This is a genomic window from Streptomyces sp. NPDC046860 (assembly GCF_040645115.1).
Taxonomy (GTDB): domain Bacteria; phylum Actinomycetota; class Actinomycetes; order Streptomycetales; family Streptomycetaceae; genus Streptomyces.
The window spans coordinates 1-23,541 of record NZ_JBEYXQ010000001.1 but is presented as its reverse complement, the minus strand read 5'-3'; the positions used below and the strand labels follow the sequence as shown (position 1 = coordinate 23,541).

General features: G+C 72.7%; 22 protein-coding genes. 10 read left to right on the top strand and 12 right to left on the bottom strand.

Going from position 1 to position 23,541, the window contains the following annotated elements; genetic code table 11:
- Positions 1-58 precede the first annotated feature (58 nt).
- Positions 59-1,102, bottom strand: coding sequence for an NAD(P)-dependent alcohol dehydrogenase (locus ABZ898_RS00110; protein ID WP_361651172.1), 1,044 nt, complete (start codon positions 1,100-1,102; stop codon positions 59-61).
- 179 nt (positions 1,103-1,281) lie between these two features.
- Between ABZ898_RS00110 and ABZ898_RS00105 the strand changes: the two genes are divergently transcribed.
- On the top strand, positions 1,282-2,169 hold the full coding sequence (locus tag ABZ898_RS00105; RefSeq protein WP_361651170.1) for a helix-turn-helix transcriptional regulator: 888 nt from the start codon (positions 1,282-1,284) through the stop codon (positions 2,167-2,169).
- Positions 2,170-2,247: 78 nt separating this feature from the next.
- Here the strand turns inward: ABZ898_RS00105 and ABZ898_RS00100 are convergent, their stop codons facing one another.
- On the bottom strand, positions 2,248-3,510 hold the full coding sequence (locus ABZ898_RS00100; protein WP_361651169.1) for an Ig-like domain-containing protein: 1,263 nt from the start codon (positions 3,508-3,510) through the stop codon (positions 2,248-2,250).
- A 225-nt stretch (positions 3,511-3,735) separates the two neighbouring features.
- Entirely contained in the window at positions 3,736-4,086 is a 351-nt protein-coding gene (locus ABZ898_RS00095) for a hypothetical protein (protein WP_361651167.1), read from the bottom strand.
- Positions 4,087-4,195: 109 nt separating this feature from the next.
- Between ABZ898_RS00095 and ABZ898_RS00090 the strand changes: the two genes are divergently transcribed.
- Entirely contained in the window at positions 4,196-4,546 is a 351-nt protein-coding gene (locus ABZ898_RS00090) for a hypothetical protein (protein ID WP_361651165.1), read from the top strand.
- Between the two features lie 65 nt (positions 4,547-4,611).
- On the opposite strand, the gene hutH is transcribed toward ABZ898_RS00090, so the two are convergent.
- From hutH to ABZ898_RS00075, 3 genes are all read right to left on the bottom strand, one after another.
- The gene (gene hutH / locus ABZ898_RS00085) at positions 4,612-6,150 is read right to left on the bottom strand and encodes a histidine ammonia-lyase (RefSeq protein ID WP_361652237.1); all 1,539 of its coding nucleotides are present in this window, start codon (positions 6,148-6,150) and stop codon (positions 4,612-4,614) included.
- A 72-nt stretch (positions 6,151-6,222) separates the two neighbouring features.
- The gene (locus ABZ898_RS00080) at positions 6,223-7,371 is read right to left on the bottom strand and encodes a GGDEF domain-containing protein (protein WP_361651163.1); all 1,149 of its coding nucleotides are present in this window, start codon (positions 7,369-7,371) and stop codon (positions 6,223-6,225) included.
- A gap of 75 nt (positions 7,372-7,446) precedes the next feature.
- Complete coding sequence (locus ABZ898_RS00075) at positions 7,447-8,241, bottom strand: enoyl-CoA hydratase-related protein (RefSeq protein WP_361651162.1); 795 nt, start codon at positions 8,239-8,241, stop codon at positions 7,447-7,449.
- A gap of 625 nt (positions 8,242-8,866) precedes the next feature.
- On the opposite strand from ABZ898_RS00075, the gene ABZ898_RS00070 reads away from it, so the two are divergent.
- Positions 8,867-9,403, top strand: coding sequence for a hypothetical protein (locus tag ABZ898_RS00070; RefSeq protein WP_361651161.1), 537 nt, complete (start codon positions 8,867-8,869; stop codon positions 9,401-9,403).
- Between the two features lie 6 nt (positions 9,404-9,409).
- Here ABZ898_RS00070 and ABZ898_RS00065 read toward each other — a convergent pair whose 3' ends face one another.
- On the bottom strand, positions 9,410-10,534 hold the full coding sequence (locus ABZ898_RS00065; RefSeq protein ID WP_361651159.1) for an adenylate/guanylate cyclase domain-containing protein: 1,125 nt from the start codon (positions 10,532-10,534) through the stop codon (positions 9,410-9,412).
- A gap of 326 nt (positions 10,535-10,860) precedes the next feature.
- Positions 10,861-11,721 (bottom strand): biotin--[acetyl-CoA-carboxylase] ligase, encoded by an 861-nt coding sequence (locus ABZ898_RS00060; protein WP_361651157.1) that lies wholly within the window; start codon positions 11,719-11,721, stop codon positions 10,861-10,863.
- A 110-nt stretch (positions 11,722-11,831) separates the two neighbouring features.
- On the opposite strand from ABZ898_RS00060, the gene ABZ898_RS00055 reads away from it, so the two are divergent.
- Genes ABZ898_RS00055 through ABZ898_RS00040 form a run of 4 tightly spaced genes read left to right on the top strand, consistent with a single transcriptional unit; the run spans position 11,832 to position 14,496 of the window.
- On the top strand, positions 11,832-13,433 hold the full coding sequence (locus ABZ898_RS00055; RefSeq protein WP_361651155.1) for an acyl-CoA carboxylase subunit beta: 1,602 nt from the start codon (positions 11,832-11,834) through the stop codon (positions 13,431-13,433).
- 22 nt (positions 13,434-13,455) lie between these two features.
- Positions 13,456-13,665: an acyl-CoA carboxylase subunit epsilon gene (locus ABZ898_RS00050; RefSeq protein ID WP_361651153.1), complete on the top strand. Its 210-nt coding sequence runs from the start codon at positions 13,456-13,458 to the stop codon at positions 13,663-13,665.
- A 60-nt stretch (positions 13,666-13,725) separates the two neighbouring features.
- Positions 13,726-13,854 (top strand): hypothetical protein, encoded by a 129-nt coding sequence (locus tag ABZ898_RS00045; protein ID WP_086693449.1) that lies wholly within the window; start codon positions 13,726-13,728, stop codon positions 13,852-13,854.
- 27 nt (positions 13,855-13,881) lie between these two features.
- Positions 13,882-14,496, top strand: a complete 615-nt coding sequence (locus ABZ898_RS00040) for a nucleoside triphosphate pyrophosphatase (RefSeq protein ID WP_361651151.1) — start codon at positions 13,882-13,884, stop codon at positions 14,494-14,496.
- Here ABZ898_RS00040 and ABZ898_RS00035 read toward each other — a convergent pair.
- Positions 14,468-15,001, bottom strand: coding sequence for a hypothetical protein (locus ABZ898_RS00035; RefSeq protein ID WP_361651149.1), 534 nt, complete (start codon positions 14,999-15,001; stop codon positions 14,468-14,470). The two genes, ABZ898_RS00040 and ABZ898_RS00035, sit on opposite strands and share 29 nt — an antisense overlap.
- Positions 15,002-15,388: 387 nt before the next feature.
- Here ABZ898_RS00035 and ABZ898_RS00030 point away from each other — a divergent pair, with 387 nt between their 5' ends.
- Entirely contained in the window at positions 15,389-17,161 is a 1,773-nt protein-coding gene (locus ABZ898_RS00030; protein ID WP_361651147.1) for a biotin carboxylase N-terminal domain-containing protein, read from the top strand.
- Positions 17,162-17,221: 60 nt separating this feature from the next.
- Here the strand turns inward: ABZ898_RS00030 and ABZ898_RS00025 are convergent, their stop codons facing one another.
- From ABZ898_RS00025 to ABZ898_RS00015, 3 genes are all read right to left on the bottom strand, one after another.
- The gene (locus tag ABZ898_RS00025; RefSeq protein WP_361651145.1) at positions 17,222-18,172 is read right to left on the bottom strand and encodes an HNH endonuclease signature motif containing protein; all 951 of its coding nucleotides are present in this window, start codon (positions 18,170-18,172) and stop codon (positions 17,222-17,224) included.
- Positions 18,173-18,209: 37 nt separating this feature from the next.
- Complete coding sequence (locus tag ABZ898_RS00020; protein ID WP_361651144.1) at positions 18,210-19,148, bottom strand: DeoR/GlpR family DNA-binding transcription regulator; 939 nt, start codon at positions 19,146-19,148, stop codon at positions 18,210-18,212.
- A 154-nt stretch (positions 19,149-19,302) separates the two neighbouring features.
- Positions 19,303-20,751, bottom strand: coding sequence for an NAD(P)H-quinone dehydrogenase (locus ABZ898_RS00015; RefSeq protein WP_361651142.1), 1,449 nt, complete (start codon positions 20,749-20,751; stop codon positions 19,303-19,305).
- Between the two features lie 166 nt (positions 20,752-20,917).
- Between ABZ898_RS00015 and ABZ898_RS00010 the strand changes: the two genes are divergently transcribed.
- Both ABZ898_RS00010 and ABZ898_RS00005 read left to right on the top strand, forming a co-directional pair.
- The gene (locus ABZ898_RS00010) at positions 20,918-21,742 is read left to right on the top strand and encodes a purine-nucleoside phosphorylase (protein WP_361651140.1); all 825 of its coding nucleotides are present in this window, start codon (positions 20,918-20,920) and stop codon (positions 21,740-21,742) included.
- A gap of 45 nt (positions 21,743-21,787) precedes the next feature.
- Positions 21,788-23,419, top strand: a complete 1,632-nt coding sequence (locus ABZ898_RS00005; RefSeq protein ID WP_361651138.1) for a phospho-sugar mutase — start codon at positions 21,788-21,790, stop codon at positions 23,417-23,419.
- Positions 23,420-23,541 lie beyond the last annotated feature (122 nt).

Below are 23,541 nucleotides of genomic sequence, written 5' to 3'. Positions count from 1 at the left end.
CGGCCCTTCTTCACGCCTGGGACGTCAGAATGCCTGGGACGTCAGAATGCCTGGGACGTCAGATCGTCGCCGTGTCGATGACGAAGCGGTACCGCACGTCGCTGGCGGTCACACGCTCGTACGCGTCGTTGATCTCGCCCGCGCCGATCAGCTCGATCTCCGCGCCCACCCCGTGCTCCGCGCAGAAGTCCAGCATCTCCTGGGTCTCGGGGATGCCGCCGATGTTGGAGGTGGTGAGGTTGCGGCGGTTGCCGAAGATCGACTGCAGCGTGACCTGCACCGGCTCCTCCGGGAGGCCGACGTTGACCATGGCGCCGTCCAGGCGCAGCAGGGACATGTAGGCCGCGAAGTCCAGCGGGGCCGAGACGGTGTTCAGGATGACGTCGAAGGTGCCCGCCAGCTTCTCGAAGGTCTCCGGGTCGCTGGTGGCGTAGTAGTGGTCGGCGCCGAGGCGCAGGCCGTCGTCCTTCTTGCGCAGGGACTGCGAGAGGACGGTGACCTCGGCGCCCATCGCGTGGGCGAGCTTCACGCCGACGTGGCCGAGTCCGCCGAAGCCCACCACGGCGACCTTCTTGCCGGGTCCGACACCCCAGTGCTTGAGCGGGGAGTACGTGGTGATGCCCGCGCACAGCAGCGGCGCGGCCACGTCCAGGCCCAGTCCGTCGGGGATGCGGACGACGAAGCCCTCGTCGACGACGATCTGCTCGGAGTAGCCGCCGTAGGTGGGCTCGCCGTCCTTGCCGACGGCGTTGTACGTCCAGACGGTGCCGGTGCCGGTGCAGTACTGCTCCAGCCCGGCCTCGCAGTTGTCGCACTCGCGGCAGGAGTCGACCATGCAGCCCACGCCCACCCGGTCGCCGACGGCGAACTTGGTGACTTCGGGGCCGACCTCGGTGACGACACCGGCGATCTCGTGGCCGGGCACCATGGGGAAGATCCCCTCGCTCCAGCCGTCACGGGCCTGGTGGATGTCGGAGTGGCAGATCCCCGCGAACTTGATGTCGATCAGGACGTCATGGGCGCCGACCGGCCGCCGCTCGATCGTGGTCCGCTCCAGCGGGGCCTTGGGGGCGGGCGCGGCGTACGCAGCAACAGTGGTCATGCCGGACTTCTCCTAGCTCTTGCCGGTGACCCGGACACGATTCGACCGGGCACTGTCCCAGAGTGCCCCGATCCGGCGCTCTCACCCAGGTCACGCCTTTACGTACGTCCGCCGTGCCTACCACTGGGAGGGACAGGCTCCGGCGCCTACGAAACGGGGCCGCCCTCGATACTTGAGGTATGGACGAACACCCGGAGACGGCCGCGGGGCGCCCGCTGGACCGGCGGGCGGAGCTGAGCGAGTTCCTGCGCAGCCGCCGGGCCCGGCTCAAGCCGGAGGACGTGGGGCTGCCCGAGTTCGGACACCGCCGCCGGGTGCCGGGACTGCGCCGCGAGGAGCTGGCACAACTGGCCGGGGTGTCGATGGCGTACTACACGCGTCTGGAGCAGGGCAACGGGCGGAATGTGTCGGCGGAGGTGCTGGACTCCATCGCCCGCGCCCTGCGCCTGACCGACGCCGAGCACGCGCACCTGACCCATCTGGCCAAGCCGGCGCCGCACAAGAAGCGGCCGCCGGCCCGCCGCCCCCAGGTGCGCACCGCGCTGCGGCACCTGCTGGACTCGATGGACGCGGTGCCGGCGTACGTCGTCGGGCGGCGCACGGAGATCCTGGCCTGGAACCGGATGGCGACCGCGCTGTTCGGCGACTGGGGCGGACTCGCGCCCGAGGACCGCACCTGGGCGCGGCTGGTGTTCCTCTGCCCGGAGTACCGCGAGCTGTTCGTGGACTGGGAGCAGAAGGCGATCGACATCGTGTGCGGGCTGCGCATGGACGCCGGACGCTTCCCGGACGACGCCCGGCTGGCCGCGCTGGTCGGTGAACTCTCGGTCAAGAGCGAGGAGTTCCGCAGGCTGTGGGCCACGCACGACGTGAAGGAGCAGTTCTACGGCGTCAAGCGGCTGCGGCATCCGCTGGTCGGTGAACTCGCCCTGGGTTTCGAGGGGTTGCGGGTGACCGGCGACGCGGACATCAGCCTGATCGTCTACCACGCCGAACCGGACTCCGCCTCGGCCGAGTCCCTGCGCCTGCTGGCCAGTTGGGGCGCCGCCGCGGTGCCGACGCTCTGACGCCCCGCACACGCGAAAGTGCCGCCCCTCACCGGGAGGGGCGGCACTCGTGCGCTCAGGGGGTGTCGCGGAGCGGGATCAGACGGCCGAACCGGCCTTCCACTGCGCCCAGTCCATGTTCCAGCCGTTGAGGCCGTTGTCCGGGGCGACGGTCTTGTCACCGGTGTTCTTGATGACGACCACGTCACCGACGAGCGAGTTGTTGAACACCCAGGCGGCCGGGGTGTTGGGGTCCTTGGCGCCCTTGGTGTCGGCGAGGCCCACGCAGCCGTGGCTGGTGTTCACGCTGCCGAAGATGGACTTCGCGCCCCAGTAGTTGCCGTGCAGGAAGGTGCCGGAGCCGGTGAGGCGGATGGCGTGGGGCACGTCCTTGATGTCGTACTCGCCCTTGCCGTCGTCGTCGGTGAAGCCGACGGTCGCGCCGTTCATCCGGGTCTGCTCGAACTTCTCGGACATCACCATGGTGCCCGCGTACGTCTTGTTCTCCGGGGAGCCGGCCGAGATCGGGATCTGCTTGACGACCTTGCCGTTGCGCGTGATCTTCATCTGCTTGGTCTTCGCGTCGACGTAGGAGACCTGGTTGCGGCCGACGTGGAAGGTGATCGTCTTCTGCTGGACGCCGTAGACGCCGTCGGCGCCCTCGACACCGTCGAGCGCCAGCTTCAGCGTGACGGTGGAGTTCTCCTTCCAGTACGTCTCCGGGCGGAAGTCGATCCGGTTGGCGTTGAACCAGTGGCCGACGACCTCCTGGCCGCTGCTGGAGGAGACCGTGATCCCCTTCTGCACGGCGGCCTTGTCGGTGATCGCCTTGTCGAAGTTGATCGACACGGGCATGCCCACCCCGACGGTGCTGCCGTTGTCCGGGGTGAAGTTGCCTATGAAGCTGTTGGACGGGGAGACCGTGGTGAAGGACGCGTTCTCGTGGGCCACCCGGCCCTCGGAGTCCTTGGCCTCGGCGGCGAGCTTGTAGGACGTCGACCGCTCCAGCTGGGTGGTCGGCTTCCAGCTCAGCTTGTCGGCGGAGAGCTCACCGTCGACGGGCTTGCCGTCCGCGGTGGTCATGCTCACGCCGGTCAGGGTGCCCTTGGCGACCTTGACCGCTGCCGAGTTGTTGATGGAGGCGTTGTTCGAGCCGTCCTTGGGCGTGATCGTGATCTGCGCCTCGGAGGACTTCTTCGCCGCCGCCTCGTCGGCCTTCGCCTGCGAGCTCTCACCGCCGTCGGACGCGCTGGCGTCACCGCCACCGGAACAGCCCGTGAGCACGAGCACACCACCGAGCAGTGCGGACGCGACCGTCAGGCCCTTGCGCCGCTTACTGTCCGTCATCACACGCTTCTCCATCGTTGCCGAATCCGCCAGAACCCCGAGAATCCCCGTTGAACCCTTTCAACGTCACGGCCGCGCCTACCCGTTCCCCGGTCAGGGGTTCTGTGGGAAACGCCACGTCCCCCCTCGGGGACGGGCGGTGCGCGCTGCTCCGTGCGCCACTTGTGAGACGAGAAAACCCGGACGGCGGTTGCCGTCCGGGTCATCCGTGCCCCGAATCGCGCGGCCGAAGCCGCCGGCCTACCGCCCGTTCTCGCCGTCCGGCTCCTCGCCGTCGTCCCCATCATCCTCGTCGAGGTCCCACTCGGGCGAATCCGCGTCGTACTCGGACCGCTCGCTCGACCAGGAGGCCTGCTGGAGCTCCACCCCGGGCACCTCGCTGACCAGGTCGAACGGGTCGACGAGATACGCCAGCGCCTCGGCGGTGTCTTCCGTCACAGCGCCCTCGGCATGGGCCTGCTCCGACTCCGGCAGCTCCGGGTCGGTGGCGATACGGCGCAGCGCGGCCTTGGTCAGCTCGTCGTCGTCGACCACTTCGAGGACCAGCTCGACCCGAAGACGTACAAAACGTGATGTCTCTTCAGCTTCCATGCGGGGAGCCTAGAACCGAAACCTGTCGTGACTTTCCTGTGACCCGCGATTTTCACTAACATCGCTCCACACGGCCAATTCGCCAGCGTCACAAGGGGATCGATATTCCGTGGCATCCGCTCGCCGTCCGTTGCTGACCGCCACCGCCGCGGGCACGCTGCTGTGCGCCCTGTGGTTCGTCCCGTCCGCCAACGCCTCGCAGGACAGCCCCTCGACGGGCTCCGAGGGCGTCGGTACGGCGGTCTCCGGTCCGGCGGACTCCGGGAATCCGGACTCGGGGATCACCGGGCAGGTCACCACGGTGTCCCAGCTGACCGGCCAGGACGCCTCCGACCCGGCCAGACTCGCCGACACGGGCAGCTTCGACACCACGCCCTACGTGGTCTCCGGCACCCTGTTCCTCGCCGTGGGCGCGGGCTTCGTGGTGTATTCGGTGCGCCGGGAACGCCTGGAGTTTTAAGCCCGCTTGACGATTGGTTGACCGCCCCATGGGGGTCCCGCCCGGCGGACGGGACCCCGGCGGTACTAGCCCAGCCGCCCGGTGACCGTCTCGGCGGCCGCCACGAGCCCGCCCCCGCGCACGAACGCGTCGGCTGCGGCGAGGTCCGGCGCCAGGAACCGGTCCGGCCCCGGGCCGCCCACCCCGGCCTCGCGCGCGGCCCGGATCACGGCACGGGAGGCGGGCGCGGGCTCCAGCCCCTCGCGCAGCTCGACGGCGCGGGCGGCCGCGTACAGCTCGACCGCGATGATCCGGGTGAGGTTGTCCACGGCGGTACGCAGCTTGCGCGCGGCGGACCAGCCCATGGAGACGTGGTCCTCCTGCATCGCGGAGGACGGGATGGAGTCGGCGGAGGCCGGTACGGCGAGCCGCTTCATCTCGCTGACCAGCGCCGCCTGCGTGTACTGGGCGATCATCAGGCCGGAGTCCACGCCCGCGTCGTCCGCGAGGAACGGCGGCAGCCCGTGGCTGCGGTTCTTGTCCAGCAGCCGGTCGGTGCGGCGCTCGGCGATGGAGCCGAGGTCGGCCGCGGCGACGGCCAGGAAGTCCAGGACGTAGGCGACCGGGGCGCCGTGGAAGTTGCCGTTGGACTCCACCCGCCCGTCGGGCAGCACCACCGGGTTGTCGACGGCGGCGGCCAGCTCGCGCTCGGCGACCAGGCGGGCGTGCGCCATGGTGTCCCGTCCGGCACCGGCGACCTGCGGGGCGCAGCGCACCGAGTAGGCGTCCTGCACGCGGGGCGCGTCGTCCTGGTGGTGCCCGGTGAGCTGGGAGCCCTTGAGCACCGCGAGCATGTTGGCGGCCGAGGCGGCCTGGCCGGGGTGCGGGCGGATGGCGTGCAGCTCGGGCGCGAGGACCTTGTCCGTGCCGAGCAGCCCCTCCAGGCTGAGGGCCGCGGTGATGTCGGCGGACTTGTAGAGCAGGTCGAGGTCGTCGAGGGCCATGATCAGCATGCCGAGCATGCCGTCGGTGCCGTTGAGGAGGGCCAGGCCCTCCTTCTCGCGCAGTTCGACCGGCTCGATGCCGTGCTCGCGCAGCAGCTCGCCGGCCGGGCGCACGGTCCCGTCGGGGCCCTCGGCGTCGCCCTCGCCCATCAGGGCCAGCGCGCAGTGCGAGAGGGGGGCGAGGTCGCCGGAGCAGCCGAGGGAGCCGTACTCGTGCACGACCGGGGTGATCTGGGCGTTGAGCACGTCCGCCATGGTCTGCGCGACCTCGGGGCGCACGCCGGTGTGGCCGGAGCAGACGGTCTTCAGCCGCAGGAACATCAGCGCGCGGACCACCTCGCGCTCCACGCGCGGGCCCATGCCGGCGGCGTGCGAGCGGACGATGTTGCGCTGGAGCTGCGCGCGCAGCTCGGGGCTGATGTGCCGGGTCGCCAGGGCGCCGAAGCCGGTGGAGACGCCGTAGACCGGGTCGGGTTTGGCGGCCAGCGCGTCCACGATCCGGCGGGCGGCGGCGAGCGCCGCGACCGCCTCATCCGACAGCTCCACGCGGGCACCGGCGCGCGCGACGGCGAGGACGTCGTGCGCGGTGACACCGGTGGTCCCCACCACCACAGTGTGCATATCCATATTCAGGAGCGTACGCATTGAATGCGTCGGTGTCACTAGTGGAGCGCGCCGGCGCCCCTTACCCCGTCACGGCCGGCGGCGGCCCCGGAACCTGCGCCGCTCGGTCCGCGCGGGCGGAGTCGCCTCGTCCGCCAACCGTACGACCGGGTCGTCCGGGCCCTCCCGGCCGGCCACCACGGGCAGGTCCGCGCGGTCCGCCTTGGCCCGGTACTGCGCCGCGTCGGCCAGCCGGAACAGCCGCCGGGCGTCGCGCACCGGGCCGATGTCGTGCCCCGTGGAGGCGACCCCGCAGGCCACCCCCTCGCCCAGCTCCAGCGCACCCGCCCGGCGGCACAGCTCGCCCGCCGCCACCACCACGTCCTCGGCCGGGGGCCCGAGCGCCAGCAGACAGAACTCGTCCCCGCCGAGCCGCGCCGCCAGCGCGCCCGGCAGCATCGCCCCGCACAGTGACAGCACCGACCCGAACCGCTCCAGCAGCCGGTCCCCCACGGCGTGCCCATGAGTGTCGTTGACCCGCTTGAGCCCGTTCAGGTCGCAGACGACGAGGCTGACGACCGACCCGTCCGCCCGGTGCCGCTCCACCGCCTCCTCCAGCCGTACGTCGACCGCGCGGCGGTTGGCCAGACCGGTGAGGGCGTCGGTGAAGGCCAGCCGCCGGGCCTCCTCCAGCCGCTCGGTCTGCGCGAGCCCGGCGGCGACGACCGCGGCCAGCACGGTGGCGAAGTCGGCGTCCCCGTGGTCGAAGACCGGCACCCCGGCCGCCCGGGCCACGTACAGCTCGCCCCACGCCCGGCCGTGCAGCACGACGGGCGCGACCACACAGCAGCCCCGGCCCCGGCGGCGCAGCGCGGCGACCCGCTGGTGGGTGTAACCGGGGGTGCCCGCGGCCGGGCCCTGCGCGGTCTCCACCCAGGCGTTGGGGCCACCGCCCCCGGCCCAGCGCTCGTGCAGGAACTCGGTGATCTCCGGGAACTGGTGGACCGGGTACGTCTCCGACTCCGGGAACTCCTCCTCGCCCTCGGCGCGCCTGCCGACGTTCACCAGGACCCTGAGCCGGCCCCGCTCCCGCTCCCACACCGACAGCGCGGCGAAGTTCCCGGCCAGTGCCCGGCAGGCGCCCAGCGCCGCCGCCCGCCAGGACTCCGGGGCCGTGTGCGCGGCCGCCATCCCCTGCGCGAGCCCCACCACGGCAGCGAGCCGATCATCCTCTCCCATCACCCCAGGTTAGGGACGAATGCGCACATCAGGGGCATCGGCGCGGGCGATCAGGTGGTCAGCGGCGCACCCGGCTCACTCCCCCGGCCACTGCGGCGCGCGCTTCTCGTTGAAGGCCGCGACGCCCTCCGGGCGGTCGCCGGAGAAGGCGGTCGCCCGCCAGGCCGCGTCCTCGACCTCCAGACCGGCTCGCAGATCCAGGCCCATGCCCAGCCGGAGGGCGCGCTTGGCCGAGCGGAGGCCCACCGGGGAGTTCGCCGCGATCTTCGCGGCCAGCGCGAGCGCGTCCTCGCGGTCCTGGCCGGCCTCGGTGAGCTGGTCGACGAGTCCGAGCGCGGCCGCCTCCGGCGCGTCGACCCGGCGGGCCGTGAAGATCAGCTCGGCCGCGCGCGCGGCGCCGACCCGCCTCGGCAGCAGCTGCGTGCCGCCGCCGCCCGGGATCACGCCCACGGAGACCTCCGGCAGCCCGACCACGGCCGTGGCGTCGGCGACGATCAGGTCGCAGGCCAGCGCCAGTTCGAAGCCGCCGCCGAGCGCGAAGCCGTGCACCGCCGCGATCGTCGGCACCGGCAGCTCCAGCACCCCGGTGTACGCGCCGCGCGCCGTCGGGCGCTGCCGGACCAGGTCGGCGTCGCTGAAGGAGTTCCGCTCCTTCAGATCCGCGCCGACACAGAACGCGCGTTCGCTGGAGGACGTCAGTACGACCACCCGGGCGTCCCGGTCGGCCGCGAGCGCCGCGCAGGCGGCCGCGAGGGAACGGGCCATCTCCGTCGACACGGCGTTCATGGCCTTGGGCCGGTCCAGCACCAGCTCGGCCACGTACCCGTGCCTGCGCACCAGCACGAACTCCCCGTACCGCTCCTCGCTCATGACACCCTCCGGTTAACGCGGGTTAACACACTGTGGGGCCGATCATCGCAGCAGGACCGGTCCCCGGAAAAGAGCGGAACCCACCCGATCGGGTGATGCCCCCGCCGACCGGGCCCGGACCACCCGCACGAGCGCCTACCGTCCCACTCGGCTGACGCGCCCGGCGGCGCGGCGGCGGGGAGGAGCGGAGCACATGACACCGAGGGAGCCGAAGTCCCCCACGCCTCCGCCACGGCCCGCCGCCGAATCGGTTCCGCTGGTGTCGCCGGGGCGCATCCCGACCGACCCGACCAAGCCGCCGGGGGTGTCGTTCCGGGTGCGGACGGGGGTCGTCCGGGGAGCGGCCGCGGGAGGCGGGCGTGACGGCCTGCCCCGGACCGGAGCGGGGGCGACCACGAGGGCGGCACGGAGCGGAGCCGCTGGTCCGCCGCAGGCGGGAGTCAGCAGGGCCGGGGCGACCGGTCGCCCCGAGGCGAGCACGCGCGAGGCACCCGGACGGGCGGAACCCGGTGCCGCCTCCACCGACCGGCCGAAACCAGTCGCGGCCCCGCCCGTCCCGGTCGCCCCGACCGCCGTGCTCCCCCCGCTCCCGGAACCGGACCCGCCCACCCTGACGTGTCGTGCCGTGGCCGCGCTGCGGCGCGGTCGGCATCGGCGCGGGCGACGGGTGGTGCTGCTGCTGGCCGGGGCGGCCGTGCTCGCCCTCGCGGTGTCGAGCCTCGTGCGGATCGCGCCGGACGCCGGGCCGGGTACCGCCGAGGCGGAGCCCCGGCGGCCGTGGAAACTGGGCGGCGCCGGCCCCTCGCCGGAGGTCTCGGCGACCGTCGTCGCCGTACCGTCGGCCTCGACCGCGAGCGCCTCCGGCCGGCGGGAGGCGGGTCCCGCGCCGAGCGGCACGGTCACCGCCGGAACCGAGGCGACCTCCGCACCCACCGGCGGGACCGTTCGGCCTTCCGCCGCCGCGACCGGCGTACCGCAGCCCCCGCCCGCACCGCACACACCCGCCACGCCGCACACGCCCACCGAAGCCCCCGCCCCGCCGCCGCAGGCACCGCCACCTGCGCCGACCCGGAGCAGTGCGCCACCGCCCACGCCTCCGCCGGAGAGCAAGGGCGTGTGCGTGCCCGTACTGGGACTCTGTCTGGAGTTGCGGGGCGGGTAGGGGCCGTCAGCCCTCTTCGCCCCGGCGGGCCAGCAGCCAGGGCTCGACCATGCCCAGGCCGCGCACCGAGCGCTGCCACATCGGGCGGAGCCCGAAGCGGTACTCCGGGGGCGCCTCGCCCTCCTTCTCGGCGGTGGCGGCGGCCTCCGCCGCGTCCGCCTCGGAGGCGGGCGCCAGACCGGTGCGGATCAGCTCCTCCGCGAAGGCGCTGTCGACCAGCACGGCGTCACGGGGTGCGATCGAGGTCAGCCGGGAGGCGAGGTTCACGGTGGTGCCGAACACGTCGCCCATCCGCGTGGTCACCGTGCCGAAGGCCATGCCGACCCGCAGTTCGGGCATCGTCTCGTCGTTGGACAGCGTCTCGACCAGGCGCAGCGCGATGTCGGCGGCGGTGGCGGCGTCGTCGGCGACGTACAGCACCTCGTCGCCCAGGGTCTTGATGAGGCGGCCGCCGCGCGCGGCCACGAGGTCGGCCGCGGTGGTCTCGAACGCCTCGACCAGTTCGCCGAGTTCCTCCTCCTCCATCCGGCGGGTGAGCCGGGTGAAGCCGACGAGGTCGGCGAAGGCGACGGCGAGCCGCCGGTCGACCATCTCCGCGTCGTCCACGTTCTGCACCACGCGCCCGGCGGACGCCGCGAGCTGGCGGCGCCAGACGTAGACGAGGAACTCCTCCAGCTCGGGCAGGAGCAGCTCGATGATCGGGTACGTGACCTCGGTCCGGGTCATGCCCGGCTCGGGGGGCTCGGTCAGGCCCTCCAGGAAGGAGTCGATCTGCCATTCGGCCAACCGGGCGGTGGTCTGCCCGGTGGAGCGGGCGACCTGTACCGCCATCGCCTCGCTGAGCAGCCCCGCCTCGACCAGACCGGCCAGCCGCCGCAGGGCGAGGACGTCGGCCTCGGTGAGCGCCTTGGCCTGGCCGATGTCGGCGAAGCCCATGGCCCGCCAGAAACGGGAGGCCAGTTCCATGGAGACACCGGCGCTGCGGGCGGCCTGGAAGGGGGTGTAGCGGCGCTCGGCGCCGAGGATGAGCTGTTCGAGGCGGAGGGCGAGCGGGTCGTCGCCGGGGTCGGGGGCGTCGGGGTCCACCCGGCCCTCCGCGCCCGCGCCGGAGCCCGTGTCGTCGACGCTCACGCCTGCTGCCCTTCCGATCTGCCGCGGTCAGGTCCGACCGGCCTCAACTCTACGGCAGGTGTGCGCCAGCTCACTCCGCCGGGACCGCCCGCCCGGACGCACCGCGCGGCCCCCGGAAGCACCGCCCCGCGCGCACAGCGCACACCGGGGGCGCGGTTCGGCGCCCTCACGCCCCTCTGCCCGCTCTCGCCGCCCGGGAACGCCCGGGGAGGCACCCCGCGACACCCCGAGGGCACCCGGAAACACCTGCAGACACCCGGAAACGCCCGAGGACACCCAGGGAAATACCCGGGGAACACCCACGGGAGACCCGGAAACGCCCGCCGCTACGCCGGCCGCAGATGCACGATGTCGCCCGCGCCGACCGCCTCCCGCTTCCCCTCCGCCGTGGCGATGACCAGCCGTCCGTCCCCGTCGATCGCCACCGCCTCCCCGGTCAGGTCCCGGTCGCCGGGGAGTTCCGCGCGGACCTGGCGGCCGAGGGTGGCGCAGCCGGCCGCGTAGGTCTCCTGGAGGGTGCTGGCGACCGGGTCGCCGTCGGCCGCGCGCCAGCGGTCGTACCAGGTCTCCAGGGAGCGGAGCACGGAGCGGAGCAGCGTGTCGCGGTCCGTGCTCACGGAGTTCGCCAGCGCCAGCGAACCCGCCTGGGGAACGGGGAGTTCGTCGGCGCGCAGGGTGACGTTGAGGCCGACGCCGACGACCACGCCGTCCTCCCCCGCCCGCTCGGCGAGGATGCCGCCCGCCTTGCGCTCCCCGCCGTCCACCGTGACCAGCAGGTCGTTCGGCCACTTCAGCGCCGTGTCGACGCCCGCCGCGCGGGACAGCCCGGTGGCCACCGCGACGCCGGTCAGCAGCGGCAGCCAGCCCCAGCGCTCCAGCGGCACCCCGGCCGGGCGCAGCAGGACGGAGAAGAAGAGGCCCGAGCGCGGCGGTGCCGTCCAGCGCCGGTCCAGCCGGCCGCGCCCCGCCGTCTGTTCCTCGGCGACGAGCACCGCGCCCTCCTCCGCCGTGCCGGAGGCGGCGCGGGCCACGAGGTCGGAGTTGGTGGACCCGGTGCGCTGGACCACGTCGACCGAGGACCACAGTCCGCCCTCCCGGACGAGGGCGCGGCGCAGCGCGGCGGCGTCGAGCGGCGGGCGGTCGAGGTCGGACCAGCGGCTGGGACCTGAGGCATTGTGCGGCGTCATGCAAGTCACCCTAGGTGTGGGAAAGACCGCACTCCCGGGAGGTGGGCCCCGCACTACGCTACGGATGAGTAATCGTCCCCCCTTTTGAGCAGGCAGGGAGCCGCATCCCGATGTCCGAGCCGGAAGAGCGTCACGAGACCGACATCCACACGACCGCCGGGAAGCTCGCTGATCTTCAGCGACGCATTCACGAGGCGACGCACGCCGGCTCCGAACGCGCGGTGGAGAAGCAACACGCCAAGGGCAAGCTGACGGCGCGTGAGCGCATCGAACTCCTCCTGGACGAGGACTCGTTCGTCGAGCTGGACGAGTTCGCCCGCCACCGCTCCACCAACTTCGGCCTGGAGGCGAACCGCCCGTACGGCGACGGTGTCGTCACCGGGTACGGCACGGTGGACGGCCGCCCGGTGGCCGTGTTCTCGCAGGACTTCACCGTCTTCGGCGGCGCCCTCGGCGAGGTGTACGGCCAGAAGATCGTCAAGGTCATGGACTTCGCGCTGAAGACCGGCTGCCCGGTCATCGGCATCAACGACTCCGGCGGCGCCCGCATCCAGGAGGGTGTCGCCTCGCTCGGCGCGTACGGCGAGATCTTCCGCCGCAACACCCACGCCTCCGGGGTGATCCCGCAGATCAGCCTGGTCGTCGGCCCGTGCGCGGGCGGCGCGGTGTACTCCCCCGCGATCACCGACTTCACGGTGATGGTCGACCAGACCTCGCACATGTTCATCACCGGCCCCGATGTGATCAAGACGGTCACCGGCGAGGACGTCGGTTTCGAGGAGCTGGGCGGCGCGCGCACCCACAACACCAATTCGGGTGTGGCCCACCACATGGCGGGCGACGAGAAGGACGCGATCGAGTACGTCAAGCAGCTGCTGTCGTACCTGCCGTCCAACAACCTCAGCGAGGCCCCGGTCTACCCGGAGGAGGCGGACCTCGCCCTCACCGACGAGGACCGCGAGCTGGACGTCCTCGTGCCGGACAGCGCCAACCAGCCGTACGACATGCACACCGTGCTCGAACACGTCCTGGACGACGGGGAGTTCTTCGAGACGCAGGCCCTGTTCGCGCCGAACATCCTCACCGGGTTCGGCCGGGTCGAGGGGCATCCGGTGGGCCTGGTGGCCAACCAGCCGATGCAGTTCGCGGGCTGCCTGGACATCACGGCGTCCGAGAAGGCCGCCCGGTTCGTGCGCACCTGCGACGCGTTCAACATCCCGGTGCTCACCTTCGTGGACGTGCCCGGCTTCCTGCCGGGCGTCGACCAGGAGCACGACGGCATCATCCGGCGCGGCGCCAAGCTGATCTACGCCTACGCCGAGGCCACCGTCCCGCTGATCACCGTCATCACCCGCAAGGCGTTCGGCGGCGCGTACGACGTGATGGGCTCCAAGCACCTGGGCGCCGACCTCAACCTGGCCTGGCCGACCGCGCAGATCGCGGTGATGGGCGCGCAGGGCGCGGTCAACATCCTGCACCGCCGCACCATCGCCGAGGCGGAGGCCGACGGCGCGGGCGAGGAGACCCGGGCGCGGCTGCTGCGGGAGTACGAGGACGCGCTGCTCAACCCGTACGTGGCGGCCGAGCGCGGCTACGTCGACGCGGTGATCATGCCGTCGGACACCCGCGCGCACGTCGTCCGGGGCCTGCGTCAGCTGCGCACGAAGCGGGAATCCCTGCCCCCGAAGAAGCACGGCAACATCCCCCTGTAGACCCGCGGACCCGGGAGCCGTCATGAACATCAAGGTCGTACGAGGCAATCCCACCCCGGAGGAGCTGGCCGCCGCTCTGGCGGTGGTCCGCGCCCGCGCCGCGGCGGCGGCCGAGCCGTCGCCCGGCGCGGAGGATCCCCGGGACGCGTGGTCGGACCCGGCCCGCATCGCGGCCCGGCGCCTGCCCCGGCCGGGGCCGGTGTCCTGGTCGCGCACCTACTGGCCGGGCTGAGCGGGAACCTGAGTACGGGTACTCAGGCGCGCGGACCGGGCCGCGCCGCAGGCTGGAGCCATGCTGTGGTCAGACCCGGAGAACGAGCCGCCCGAGGAACTCCGTCACATGGAGGAGAAGCTCAGGCGGCTCGGCCTCTTCATGGCCCTGGCCATGGTGCTGGCGATGATCGTCATCGGGCTGAGGTGAGAACGGCCGCGGCGCTAGGCTGATCGCATGACAGACCAGCGCCGCCGTCTCGTGCTCGCCTCCCAGTCCCCCGCCCGTCTGGGTCTGCTGCGGCAGGCCGGGCTGGCGCCCGAGGTGATCGTGAGCGGGGTGGACGAGGACGCCGTCAGCGCCCCCACCCCGGCCGAGCTGGCGCTCGCCCTGGCCGAGGCCAAGGCGTCCGTGGTGGCGGCCCGGCCCGAGGTGCGGGGCGCGCTGGTGATCGGCTGCGACTCGGTGCTGGAGCTGGACGGCCAGGCGCTCGGCAAGCCCGCCGACTCCGAGGAGGCCACCGCCCGCTGGAAGGCGATGCGCGGCCGCGCCGGGGTCCTCCAGACCGGGCACTGCGTGTGGGACACCGCGGCGAAGAGGTACGTGTCCGCGACCGCCTCCACCGTGGTCCGCTTCGGCGAGCCCACCGACGAGGAGATCGCCCGCTACGTCGCCTCCGGCGAGCCCCTCCACGTCGCCGGGGCCTTCACCCTGGACGGCCGCTCGGCACCCTTCATCGAGGGCATCGAGGGCGACCACGGCAACGTGATCGGCATCAGCCTCCCCCTGGTCCGCAAGCTGCTGCGCGAACTGGGTGTCGGGATCACGGAGTTGTGGGCGCCGTCCGAGTGATCTTCCCGGTGTCGGCCGGACGGCCCTGAGCGTCACCCGTAGGGGTGGACGTGGGGACCGGTTCCGGGACGGCCTCGGGGGCACCGCCCTGCCCGGGCGGATCGCCGGCCGGCCGGGCGCCCGCGTCGCGCGGACGGTCGTACGTCATCAGCAGCAGGACGATCAGGGCGAAGACCGCCATCAGCACCAGGAAGGCCGAGGGCCCCTGCAGGCCCCAGGCGACCGCGCCCAGCAGGGCGTTCACCACGGCGACGCTGATCAGCAGGACGCGGCCGAGACCGGCCGGGGCGCGGTCGCGCACCGCGACCAGCAGGGCGACCAGGGCGCAGAAGGCGAAGTAGAGCCCGAAGACCACGGCTCCCGCCTTCGCGGACGTCGCCATCGCATGGGGGTCCAGCCCGGCCAGGGACATGTTCTGGTTGCTCACCACCGTCCCGAGCAGCCAGTTCACCCCCGCTACGCCGACCGCCTCGGCCAGCAGGACCACCGTCACGATCCATGCCACCGGTCTGCGCACCACCGGTCCCACCCCACCTTCGCCGCCGCCCCCGCGGATCACCTGTTACCGGCAGTACGCCGGTCAGCGCGAACGCTACTAACGGGTAAGAGCGGGGACAAGACCTCGGCCGACCGCAAAGAATCATTGGGCCATTCGTAGGGACTCCACAAAGAAACCGCGTGGCCCGCAGCACGCTCTCACAGAGACCTTGACCACATGACGGGGCTAGGGTTTTCCGGTGGAGTCCTGCGTACCGAGGTGCGACAAGGGCTTTCGCGGGTCGAGCGGGCCTCGCATCACGCTCCGTGTGGGCAAGCTCACCATTGGGGACGGGTCGAAGTGTCGTGTCGGCTGTCCCTAAACTCGGCTTGTTTCAAGGAGGGAGCCTCAATCGTGCGCAAGGTGCTCATCGCCAACCGTGGCGAAATCGCTGTCCGTGTGGCGCGGGCCTGCCGAGACGCAGGTATCGCGAGCGTGGCCGTGTACGCCGACCCGGACCGGGACGCTCTGCACGTCCGGGCCGCGGATGAGGCGTTCGCCCTGGGCGGTGACACCCCGGCCACCAGCTACCTGGACATCGAGAAGGTCCTGAACGCCGCCCGGGAGTCCGGCGCGGACGCCATCCACCCCGGCTACGGGTTCCTCTCGGAGAACGCCGAGTTCGCCCAGGCCGTGCTGGACGCGGGCCTGAACTGGATCGGCCCGCCGCCGCAGGCCATCCGGGACCTCGGCGACAAGGTCGCCGCCCGGCACATCGCGCAGCGCGCGGGTGCCCCGCTGGTCGCCGGTACTCCGGACCCCGTCTCGGGCGCGGACGAGGTCGTGGCCTTCGCGAAGGAACACGGCCTCCCGATCGCCATCAAGGCCGCCTTCGGCGGTGGCGGTCGCGGCCTGAAGGTCGCCCGCACCCTCGAAGAGGTGCCGGAGCTGTACGACTCGGCGGTCCGCGAGGCCGTCGCCGCGTTCGGCCGGGGCGAGTGCTTCGTGGAGCGCTACCTCGACCGCCCGCGGCACGTGGAGACCCAGTGCCTGGCCGACAAGCACGGCAACGTGGTCGTCGTCTCCACCCGTGACTGCTCGCTCCAGCGCCGCCACCAGAAGCTGGTCGAGGAGGCCCCGGCGCCGTTCCTCTCCGAGGAGCAGGTCGCCGAGCTGTACCGGGCGTCCAAGGCCATCCTCAAGGAGGCCGCCTACGAGGGCGCCGGCACCTGTGAGTTCCTGGTCGGCCAGGACGGCACGATCTCCTTCCTGGAGGTCAACACCCGCCTCCAGGTCGAGCACCCGGTGACCGAGGAGGTCGCCGGCATCGACCTGGTCCGCGAGATGTTCCGTATCGCCGACGGCGAGGAGCTGGGCTACGGCGACCCCGAGCTGCGCGGGCACTCCTTCGAGTTCCGCATCAACGGCGAGGACCCGGGCCGGGGCTTCCTCCCCGCCCCCGGTACGGTCACCCGCTTCGAGGCGCCGACCGGTCCCGGTGTCCGCCTGGACGCGGGCGTGGAGTCCGGCTCGGTCATCGGCCCGGCGTGGGACTCCCTGCTGGCCAAGCTGGTCGTCACCGGCCGCACCCGCAAGGAGGCCCTGGAGCGGGCCGCCCGCGCGCTGGACGAGTTCCAGGTCGAGGGCATGGCCACGGCGATCCCCTTCCACCGCGTGGTGGTCCGGGACGCGGCCTTCGCCCCGGAGCTGACCGGCTCCAAGGACCCCTTCACGGTCCACACCCGCTGGATCGAGACCGAGTTCGTCAACGAGATCAAGCCCTTCACCGCCCCCGCCGACGCGGACGCGGACGAGGAGCTGGGCCGTGAGACGGTCGTCGTCGAGGTGGGCGGCAAGCGCCTGGAGGTCTCCCTCCCCTCGTCGCTCGGCATGTCCCTGGCCCGCACCGGCCTCGCGGCGGGCGCCAAGCCCAAGCGCCGCGCGGCCAAGAAGTCCGGCCCCGCCGCCTCCGGCGACACCCTCGCCTCCCCGATGCAGGGCACCATCGTCAAGGTGGCCGTCGAGGAGGGCCAGACGGTCCAGGAGGGCGACCTGATCGTCGTCCTGGAGGCCATGAAGATGGAGCAGCCCCTCAACGCCCACCGAGCGGGCACCGTCAAGGGCCTCCTCGCGGAGATCGGCGCCTCCATCACCTCGGGCGCCCCGATCTGCGAGATCAAGGACTGACGCGCAACTGACGCGCTCCGGCGCACTGTGATGAACGCCCGGCCAAGTGCCGGGCGTTCGTCATTTCCCGGCGGACTTCGCCCGGTGCCGCTCCTCGGCGACCCTCAGCAGCAGCGTGCGCAGCCGCTCGCGGGAACGGCCACGGGTCTTGACGGCGTGGCAGTTGGGGCAGAGAGCGACCATCTGGCCGGGGTGGTCGCGGCCGCCCAGGGCCAGGTCCCGCACATGGTCGACCTCCAGCAGCGGCAGCCCCCGGTCCGTCAGCTCCTCCGGCTGCCCGGCGCACTCCGGGTTCTCACAGCGCCCCTCGCTACGGCCCAGCACCAGCAGCCGGGCGGCCGACGAGCGGCGAGGCCGGCTGCCATCGGCGGGGGCCCGCGTGCCGTGCCGCCGTTCCTCCGTCAGCTCCAGCAGACGGCAGCCCTGTTCGTACTCGACCGCGGTGACGAGCCACGGCTCGGGATCACCCGCCCGCGGCCTCGGCAACGGAAGGTCCAACGGCTCCGGGGCCGTGGATGGCTCCGGCTCGGCACCCGCCGGCGCGGGCTCGGCGAGCAGCGGCCCCGGGTCGCGGTCCCCGAAGTACAGCTCCAGCAAATGCTCCCGCACCGCGAGCCGGGCCACGGTGGAGTCCCGGAAGAGGGCATAGACCTCCTCGGCAGGGCCACCCAGCGGCTGCCGCTCGGTGAACCACGGCTTCGGGTGTCCGTGTGCCGTGGGCACGTCGTCCTGGCCTGGCAGCGACCACAGTTTGTCGTGGTAGAGGGACGACACCCCGAACTCGGGTTTCTGGGGCGCTCCCTGGGCTTTCAGCGCCTCATTCAGTCCCCGCTCCGTCTGGGACCAGGACAGCAACCGCGCCTCACCCCGCGCCGCCCGTCCCATGGCCCACAGCACCGCCACCGGCTTGTACAGCGCCGGCCCGTCGGAGGAACGGTTCACCCGGAAGTGGGTGAGGCGGTGGAGCAGCTGCTCCGAGGCTGTGAGGGTGGTGGGGTGCGGCTGAGTCATGCCCGGAACACTACGAGCGGTCCGACCGCCGCAGGCGCTACCTGCGCCTCAGGTCTGCCACCCTGGCGCGTTCTGTTGGCTGGTCGTTGAGGACTCCTCGGAGGGCCGCGCCGGGGACCTGGCCGCGGCGGGGGCCGGGGAGTGGGGAGCGTTGGCCCCGGGGGGCCGGGGGCGTCTCCTGGGCCGGGGCGCCGGTCGCTCCGGCCACCGTGATCTGCACGCCCTGGTCGGCCAGGGCCTGGAGTTCGGTGGCGGCGCGGTCGTCGTGGGCCGGGGGGTCGTCGGTGACCAGGCGGGTGATCGCCTCGGTGGGCACCGTACGGAACATGGTGTCCGTGCCCAGCTTGGTGTGGTCGGCGAGGACCACCACCTCGGAGGCGGCCTGGACCAGGGCCCGGTCCACGGAGGCCGACAGCATGTTGGACGTGGACAGGCCGCGCTCGGCGGTCAGACCGCTCCCGGAGAGGAACGCCTTGGAGACGCGCAGGCCCTGGAGGGACTGCTCGGCGCCGGAACCGACGAGGGCGTAGTTGGACCCCCGCAGGGTGCCGCCGGTCATGACGACCTCCACCCGGTTGGCGTGGGCCAGCGCCTGCGCCACCAGCAGGGAGTTGGTGACCACGGTCAGGCCGGGCACCCGGGCCAGCCTGCGGGCCAGCTCCTGGGTGGTCGTACCGGCGCCGACCACGATGGCCTCGCCCTCTTCGACGAGTCCCGCGGCGAGGTCGGCGATGGCCGTCTTCTCCGCGGTCGCGAGATGGGATTTCTGCGGGAAGCCGGACTCTCGCGTGAATCCACCCGGCAACACCGCACCGCCATGCCGGCGGTCGAGGAGTCCTTCTGCCTCCAGAGCGCGCACGTCCCGCCGTACGGTCACTTCGGAGGTCTGGACGACGCGGGCGAGCTCACGGAGCGACACCGCTCCGTTGGCCCGCACCATTTCGAGGATCAGTTGACGACGTTCTGCAGCGAACACGAAACTGACAGTAACCCCAACGACCGTCTACTTTCAGCAGTTTGCGCCGAATAGCAGAAGTTGTTCGCAAGCGGACCCTGGAAGTGATATAGGGCTTTACCGGTCGACTATGCCGCCCGCATGGGCCGCACGGACCCGGCCGCTCGGCCCCCCGTCAGCCCCCGTCGGCCGTCTTGCGGGTCTGCAACTGCCGCGCCACCTCGGCGATCGAGCCGGACAGCGACGGGTAGACCGTGAACGCCTTGGCGATCTGCTCGACCGTCAGGTTGTTGTCGACCGCGATCGAGATCGGGTGGATGAGCTCCGAGGCGCGCGGCGCGACGACCACACCGCCGACCACGATCCCGGTGCCCGGCCGGCAGAAGATCTTGACGAAGCCGTCCCGGATGCCCTGCATCTTCGCGCGCGGGTTGCGCAGCAGCGGCAGCTTCACCACGCGCGCGTCGATCTTGCCCGCGTCCACGTCGGCCTGGGTGTAGCCGACGGTGGCGATCTCGGGGTCGGTGAAGACGTTGGAGGAGACCGTCTTGAGGTCGAGGGGGGCCACCGCGTCGCCGAGGAAGTGGTAGACCGCGATCCGGCCCTGCATCGCCGCGACGGAGGCCAGCGCGAACACGCCGGTCACGTCACCGGCCGCGTACACGCCGGGCGCGCTGGTGCGGGAGACCCTGTCGGTCCAGATGTGCCCGGACTCGCGCAGCCTGACCCCGGCCTCCTCCAGGCCGAGCCCGGCGCTGTTCGGGATCGCGCCGACCGCCATCAGGCAGTGCGTACCGGTGATCACGCGGCCGTCGGCGAGCGTGACCTCGACCCGGTCGCCGACCCGCTTGGCGGACTGGGCGCGGGAGCGGGCCATCACGTTCATGCCGCGGCGGCGGAAGACGTCCTCCAGCACGGCGGCGGCGTCCGGGTCCTCGCCCGGCAGCACGCGGTCGCGCGAGGAGACCAGGGTGACCTTGGAGCCGAGCGCCTGGTAGGCACCGGCGAACTCGGCACCGGTGACGCCGGAGCCGACCACGATCAGCTCTTCGGGCAGCTCGGTGAGGTCGTAGACCTGGGTCCAGTTCAGGATGCGCTCGCCGTCGGGCTGCGCGTCGGGCACCTCGCGGGGGTGGCCGCCGGTCGCGATGAGCACGGCGTCGGCGGTGAGGGTCTCCTCGGTGCCGTCGGCGGCGGTGACGACGACCTTGCGGGAGCCGTCGAGGGCCTGCATGCCCTCCAGGCGGCCCCGGCCGCGCATGACGCGGGCGCCGGCGCGGGTCACGGAGGCGGTGATGTCGTGGGACTGGGCGAGCGCGAGCCGCTTCACCCGGCGGTTGACCTTGCCGAGGTCGACGCCGACCACGCGGGCCGCCTGCTCGATGTGCGGGGTGTCGTCGGCGACGATGATGCCCAGCTCCTCGTAGGAGGAGTCGAAGGTGGTCATCACCTCGGCCGTGGCGATCAGGGTCTTCGACGGCACGCAGTCGGTCAGCACCGACGCTCCGCCCAGACCGTCGCAGTCCACGACGGTCACCTCCGCGCCGAGCTGGGCGGCCGTCAGCGCCGCCTCGTATCCGCCGGGTCCGCCACCGATGATCACGATCCGAGTCACGTACCCCATTGTCCCGCACCGGGCGGGAAGCGGGTGCGGCGGGGCGGTACTGGACGCCGCACGGCCGCTGCGCAGCCCTTTTGCCCAGCCTTTGCCGGAATCTGCCTGACAACGATCGCATTCCCGTGGGCTCTGTCATCTACGCGCGTAGGAGAACACCGGCTACCCTCGTCGCGTGAACGCATCTCTCCTTCCGGACGACCGCCAGGGCGACCCGCACGCCGCCGCCGACGCCGCCGCCGCGCGCCTGCGCGAACTCACCGGCGCCGAGACCCACGACGTCGCCCTCGTGATGGGCTCCGGCTGGGCCCCGGCCGTCGACGCCCTCGGCGCGCCCGACGCCGAGTTCCAGGTGACCGAGCTGCCCGGCTTCCCGCCGCCGGCCGTAGAGGGGCACGGCGGCAAGATCCGCTCGTACACCTTCGGTGACAAGCGCGCCCTGGTCTTCCTGGGCCGCACCCACTACTACGAGGGCCGCGGCGTCGCCGCCGTCGCGCACGGCGTCCGTACCGCCGTCGCCGCGGGCTGCAAGACGATCGTGCTGACCAACGGCTGCGGCGGCCTGCGCGAGGGCATGCGCCCCGGCCAGCCGGTGCTGATCAGCGACCACCTGAACCTGACGGCCACCTCCCCGATCGTGGGCGCCAACTTCGTCGACCTCACCGACCTGTACTCGCCGCGCCTGCGCGCCCTGTGCAAGGAGATCGACCCCTCCCTGGAGGAGGGCGTCTACGCGCAGTTCCCCGGCCCGCACTACGAGACCCCGGCCGAGATCCGCATGGCCCGCGTCATCGGCGCCGACCTCGTCGGCATGTCCACGGTGCTGGAGGCCATCGCCGCGCGCGAGGCGGGCGCCGAGGTGCTGGGCATCTCCCTGGTCACCAACCTCGCCGCCGGCATGACGGGCGAGCCGCTGAACCACGAGGAGGTCCTCCAGGCGGGCCGTGACTCGGCGGCGCGCATGGGCGAGCTGCTGGGACAGGTGCTGAACCGGCTGTAGCCGGCGCGGCGCAGCGGACGGAATCGAGAGAGAGGTTCACCCGAGGTGCAGGACGAAGTGATCGCACGGGCCCAGGCGTGGCTGGCCGAGGACCCCGACCCCGAGACCCGCGAGGAGCTGGCGAAGCTCATCGACGCCGGGGACACGGCGGAACTGGCCGAACGGTTCGGCGGCACGCTCCAGTTCGGCACCGCCGGGCTCCGCGGCGAGCTGGGCGCGGGCCCGATGCGGATGAACCGCGCCGTCGTCATCCGCGCCGCCGCCGGTCTGGCCGCGTACCTGAAGGCCCAGGGGGAGGCCGGCGGCCTGGTCGTCATCGGCTACGACGCCCGGCACAAGTCGGCCGACTTCGCGCGGGACACCGCCGCCGTGATCACCGGCGCCGGACTGCGCGCCGCGGTGCTGCCGCGCCCGCTGCCCACCCCGGTCCTCGCCTTCGCCATACGGCACCTGGGCGCGGTCGCGGGCGTGGAGGTCACGGCCAGCCACAACCCGCCGCGCGACAACGGCTACAAGGTGTACCTCGGCGACGGCTCCCAGATCGTGCCGCCCGCCGACGCGGGGATCGCCGCCGGGATCGACGCGGTGCGCGCGCTCGCCGACGTGCCCCGGCCGGAGTCCGGCTGGGAGGTGCTGGGCGACGAGGTGCTGGACGCGTATCTGGCGCGTACCGACGCGGTGCTGGCCGAGGGGTCGGCCCGCAGCGCCCGTACCGTCTACACCGCGATGCACGGCGTCGGCAAGGACGTGCTGCTCGCGGCGTTCGCGCGGGCCGGGTTCCCGGAGCCGGTGCTGGTGGCCGAACAGGCCGAGCCCGACCCGGACTTCCCGACCGTGGCCTTCCCCAACCCGGAGGAGCCCGGCGCGATGGACCTCGCCTTCGCCCGGGCGACCCGCACCGAGCCGGACCTGATCATCGCCAACGACCCGGACGCGGACCGCTGCGCGGTGGCCGTACGCGACGGCGGCGACTGGCGGATGCTGCGCGGCGACGAGGTGGGCTCGCTGCTCGCCGCCCACCTGGTGGGCCGGGGTGTGAGCGGCACCTTCGCGGAGTCCATCGTCTCCTCCTCCCTGCTGGGCCGGATCGCGGAGAAGGCCGGACTGGGCCACGAGGAGACCCTGACGGGCTTCAAGTGGATCGCCCGCGTGGACGGCCTGCGCTACGGGTACGAGGAGGCGCTCGGCTACTGCGTGGACCCCGAGGGCGTCCGGGACAAGGACGGCATCACCGCCGCCCTGCTCGTCACCGAGCTGGCGTCGGAGCTGAAGGAGGCCGGGCGGACCCTGCCCGACCTGCTGGACGACCTCGCCCTGGAGCACGGCCTGCACGCCACCGACCAGCTGTCGGTGCGGGTGGAGGACCTGTCGGTGATCGCGGACGCGATGCGCCGCCTGCGCGAGCGGCCGCCGGCCGCCCTCGCGGGGCTGCCGGTCACCTCGGCGGAGGACCTCACCCGGGGCACGGCCGCCCTCCCGCCCACGGACGGCCTGCGCTACACCCTGGACGGCGCCCGCGTCATCGTCCGCCCGAGCGGCACCGAGCCCAAGCTGAAGTGCTACCTGGAGGTCGTGGTCCCGGTCGCCGACCGCGCCGCCCTCCCGGCGGCCCGCGCCCGCGCCACGGAACTGCTGGCCGCGATCAAGCGGGACCTGTCGGAGGCGGCGGGGATCTGAGGGGGCGGGAGCCCCACCGGTCCTGGAGCGGGCCGGCGGCGGACGGATTCGTAGGGCGGGGAAGCTCGCGCTCCCCCGCCCTGACCCGGTCACGGCTCAGCCGGCCGGGAACGCCCCGAGGG

Bases quoted from the DNA above. Each gene is read 5' to 3' on its own strand.
- ABZ898_RS00110 (WP_361651172.1), bottom strand. From the start codon at position 1,102: ATGACCACTGTTGCTGCGTACGCCGCGCCCGCCCCCAAGGCCCCGCTG.
- ABZ898_RS00105 (WP_361651170.1), top strand. From the start codon at position 1,282: ATGGACGAACACCCGGAGACGGCCGCGGGGCGCCCGCTGGACCGGCGG.
- ABZ898_RS00100 (WP_361651169.1), bottom strand. From the start codon at position 3,510: ATGGAGAAGCGTGTGATGACGGACAGTAAGCGGCGCAAGGGCCTGACG.
- ABZ898_RS00095 (WP_361651167.1), bottom strand. From the start codon at position 4,086: ATGGAAGCTGAAGAGACATCACGTTTTGTACGTCTTCGGGTCGAGCTG.
- hutH (WP_361652237.1), bottom strand. From the start codon at position 6,150: ATGCACACTGTGGTGGTGGGGACCACCGGTGTCACCGCGCACGACGTC.
- ABZ898_RS00080 (WP_361651163.1), bottom strand. From the start codon at position 7,371: ATGGGAGAGGATGATCGGCTCGCTGCCGTGGTGGGGCTCGCGCAGGGG.
- ABZ898_RS00075 (WP_361651162.1), bottom strand. From the start codon at position 8,241: ATGAGCGAGGAGCGGTACGGGGAGTTCGTGCTGGTGCGCAGGCACGGG.
- ABZ898_RS00060 (WP_361651157.1), bottom strand. From the start codon at position 11,721: ATGACGCCGCACAATGCCTCAGGTCCCAGCCGCTGGTCCGACCTCGAC.
- ABZ898_RS00055 (WP_361651155.1), top strand. From the start codon at position 11,832: ATGTCCGAGCCGGAAGAGCGTCACGAGACCGACATCCACACGACCGCC.
- ABZ898_RS00050 (WP_361651153.1), top strand. From the start codon at position 13,456: ATGAACATCAAGGTCGTACGAGGCAATCCCACCCCGGAGGAGCTGGCC.
- ABZ898_RS00045 (WP_086693449.1), top strand. From the start codon at position 13,726: ATGCTGTGGTCAGACCCGGAGAACGAGCCGCCCGAGGAACTCCGTCAC.
- ABZ898_RS00040 (WP_361651151.1), top strand. From the start codon at position 13,882: ATGACAGACCAGCGCCGCCGTCTCGTGCTCGCCTCCCAGTCCCCCGCC.
- ABZ898_RS00025 (WP_361651145.1), bottom strand. From the start codon at position 18,172: ATGACTCAGCCGCACCCCACCACCCTCACAGCCTCGGAGCAGCTGCTC.
- ABZ898_RS00015 (WP_361651142.1), bottom strand. From the start codon at position 20,751: ATGGGGTACGTGACTCGGATCGTGATCATCGGTGGCGGACCCGGCGGA.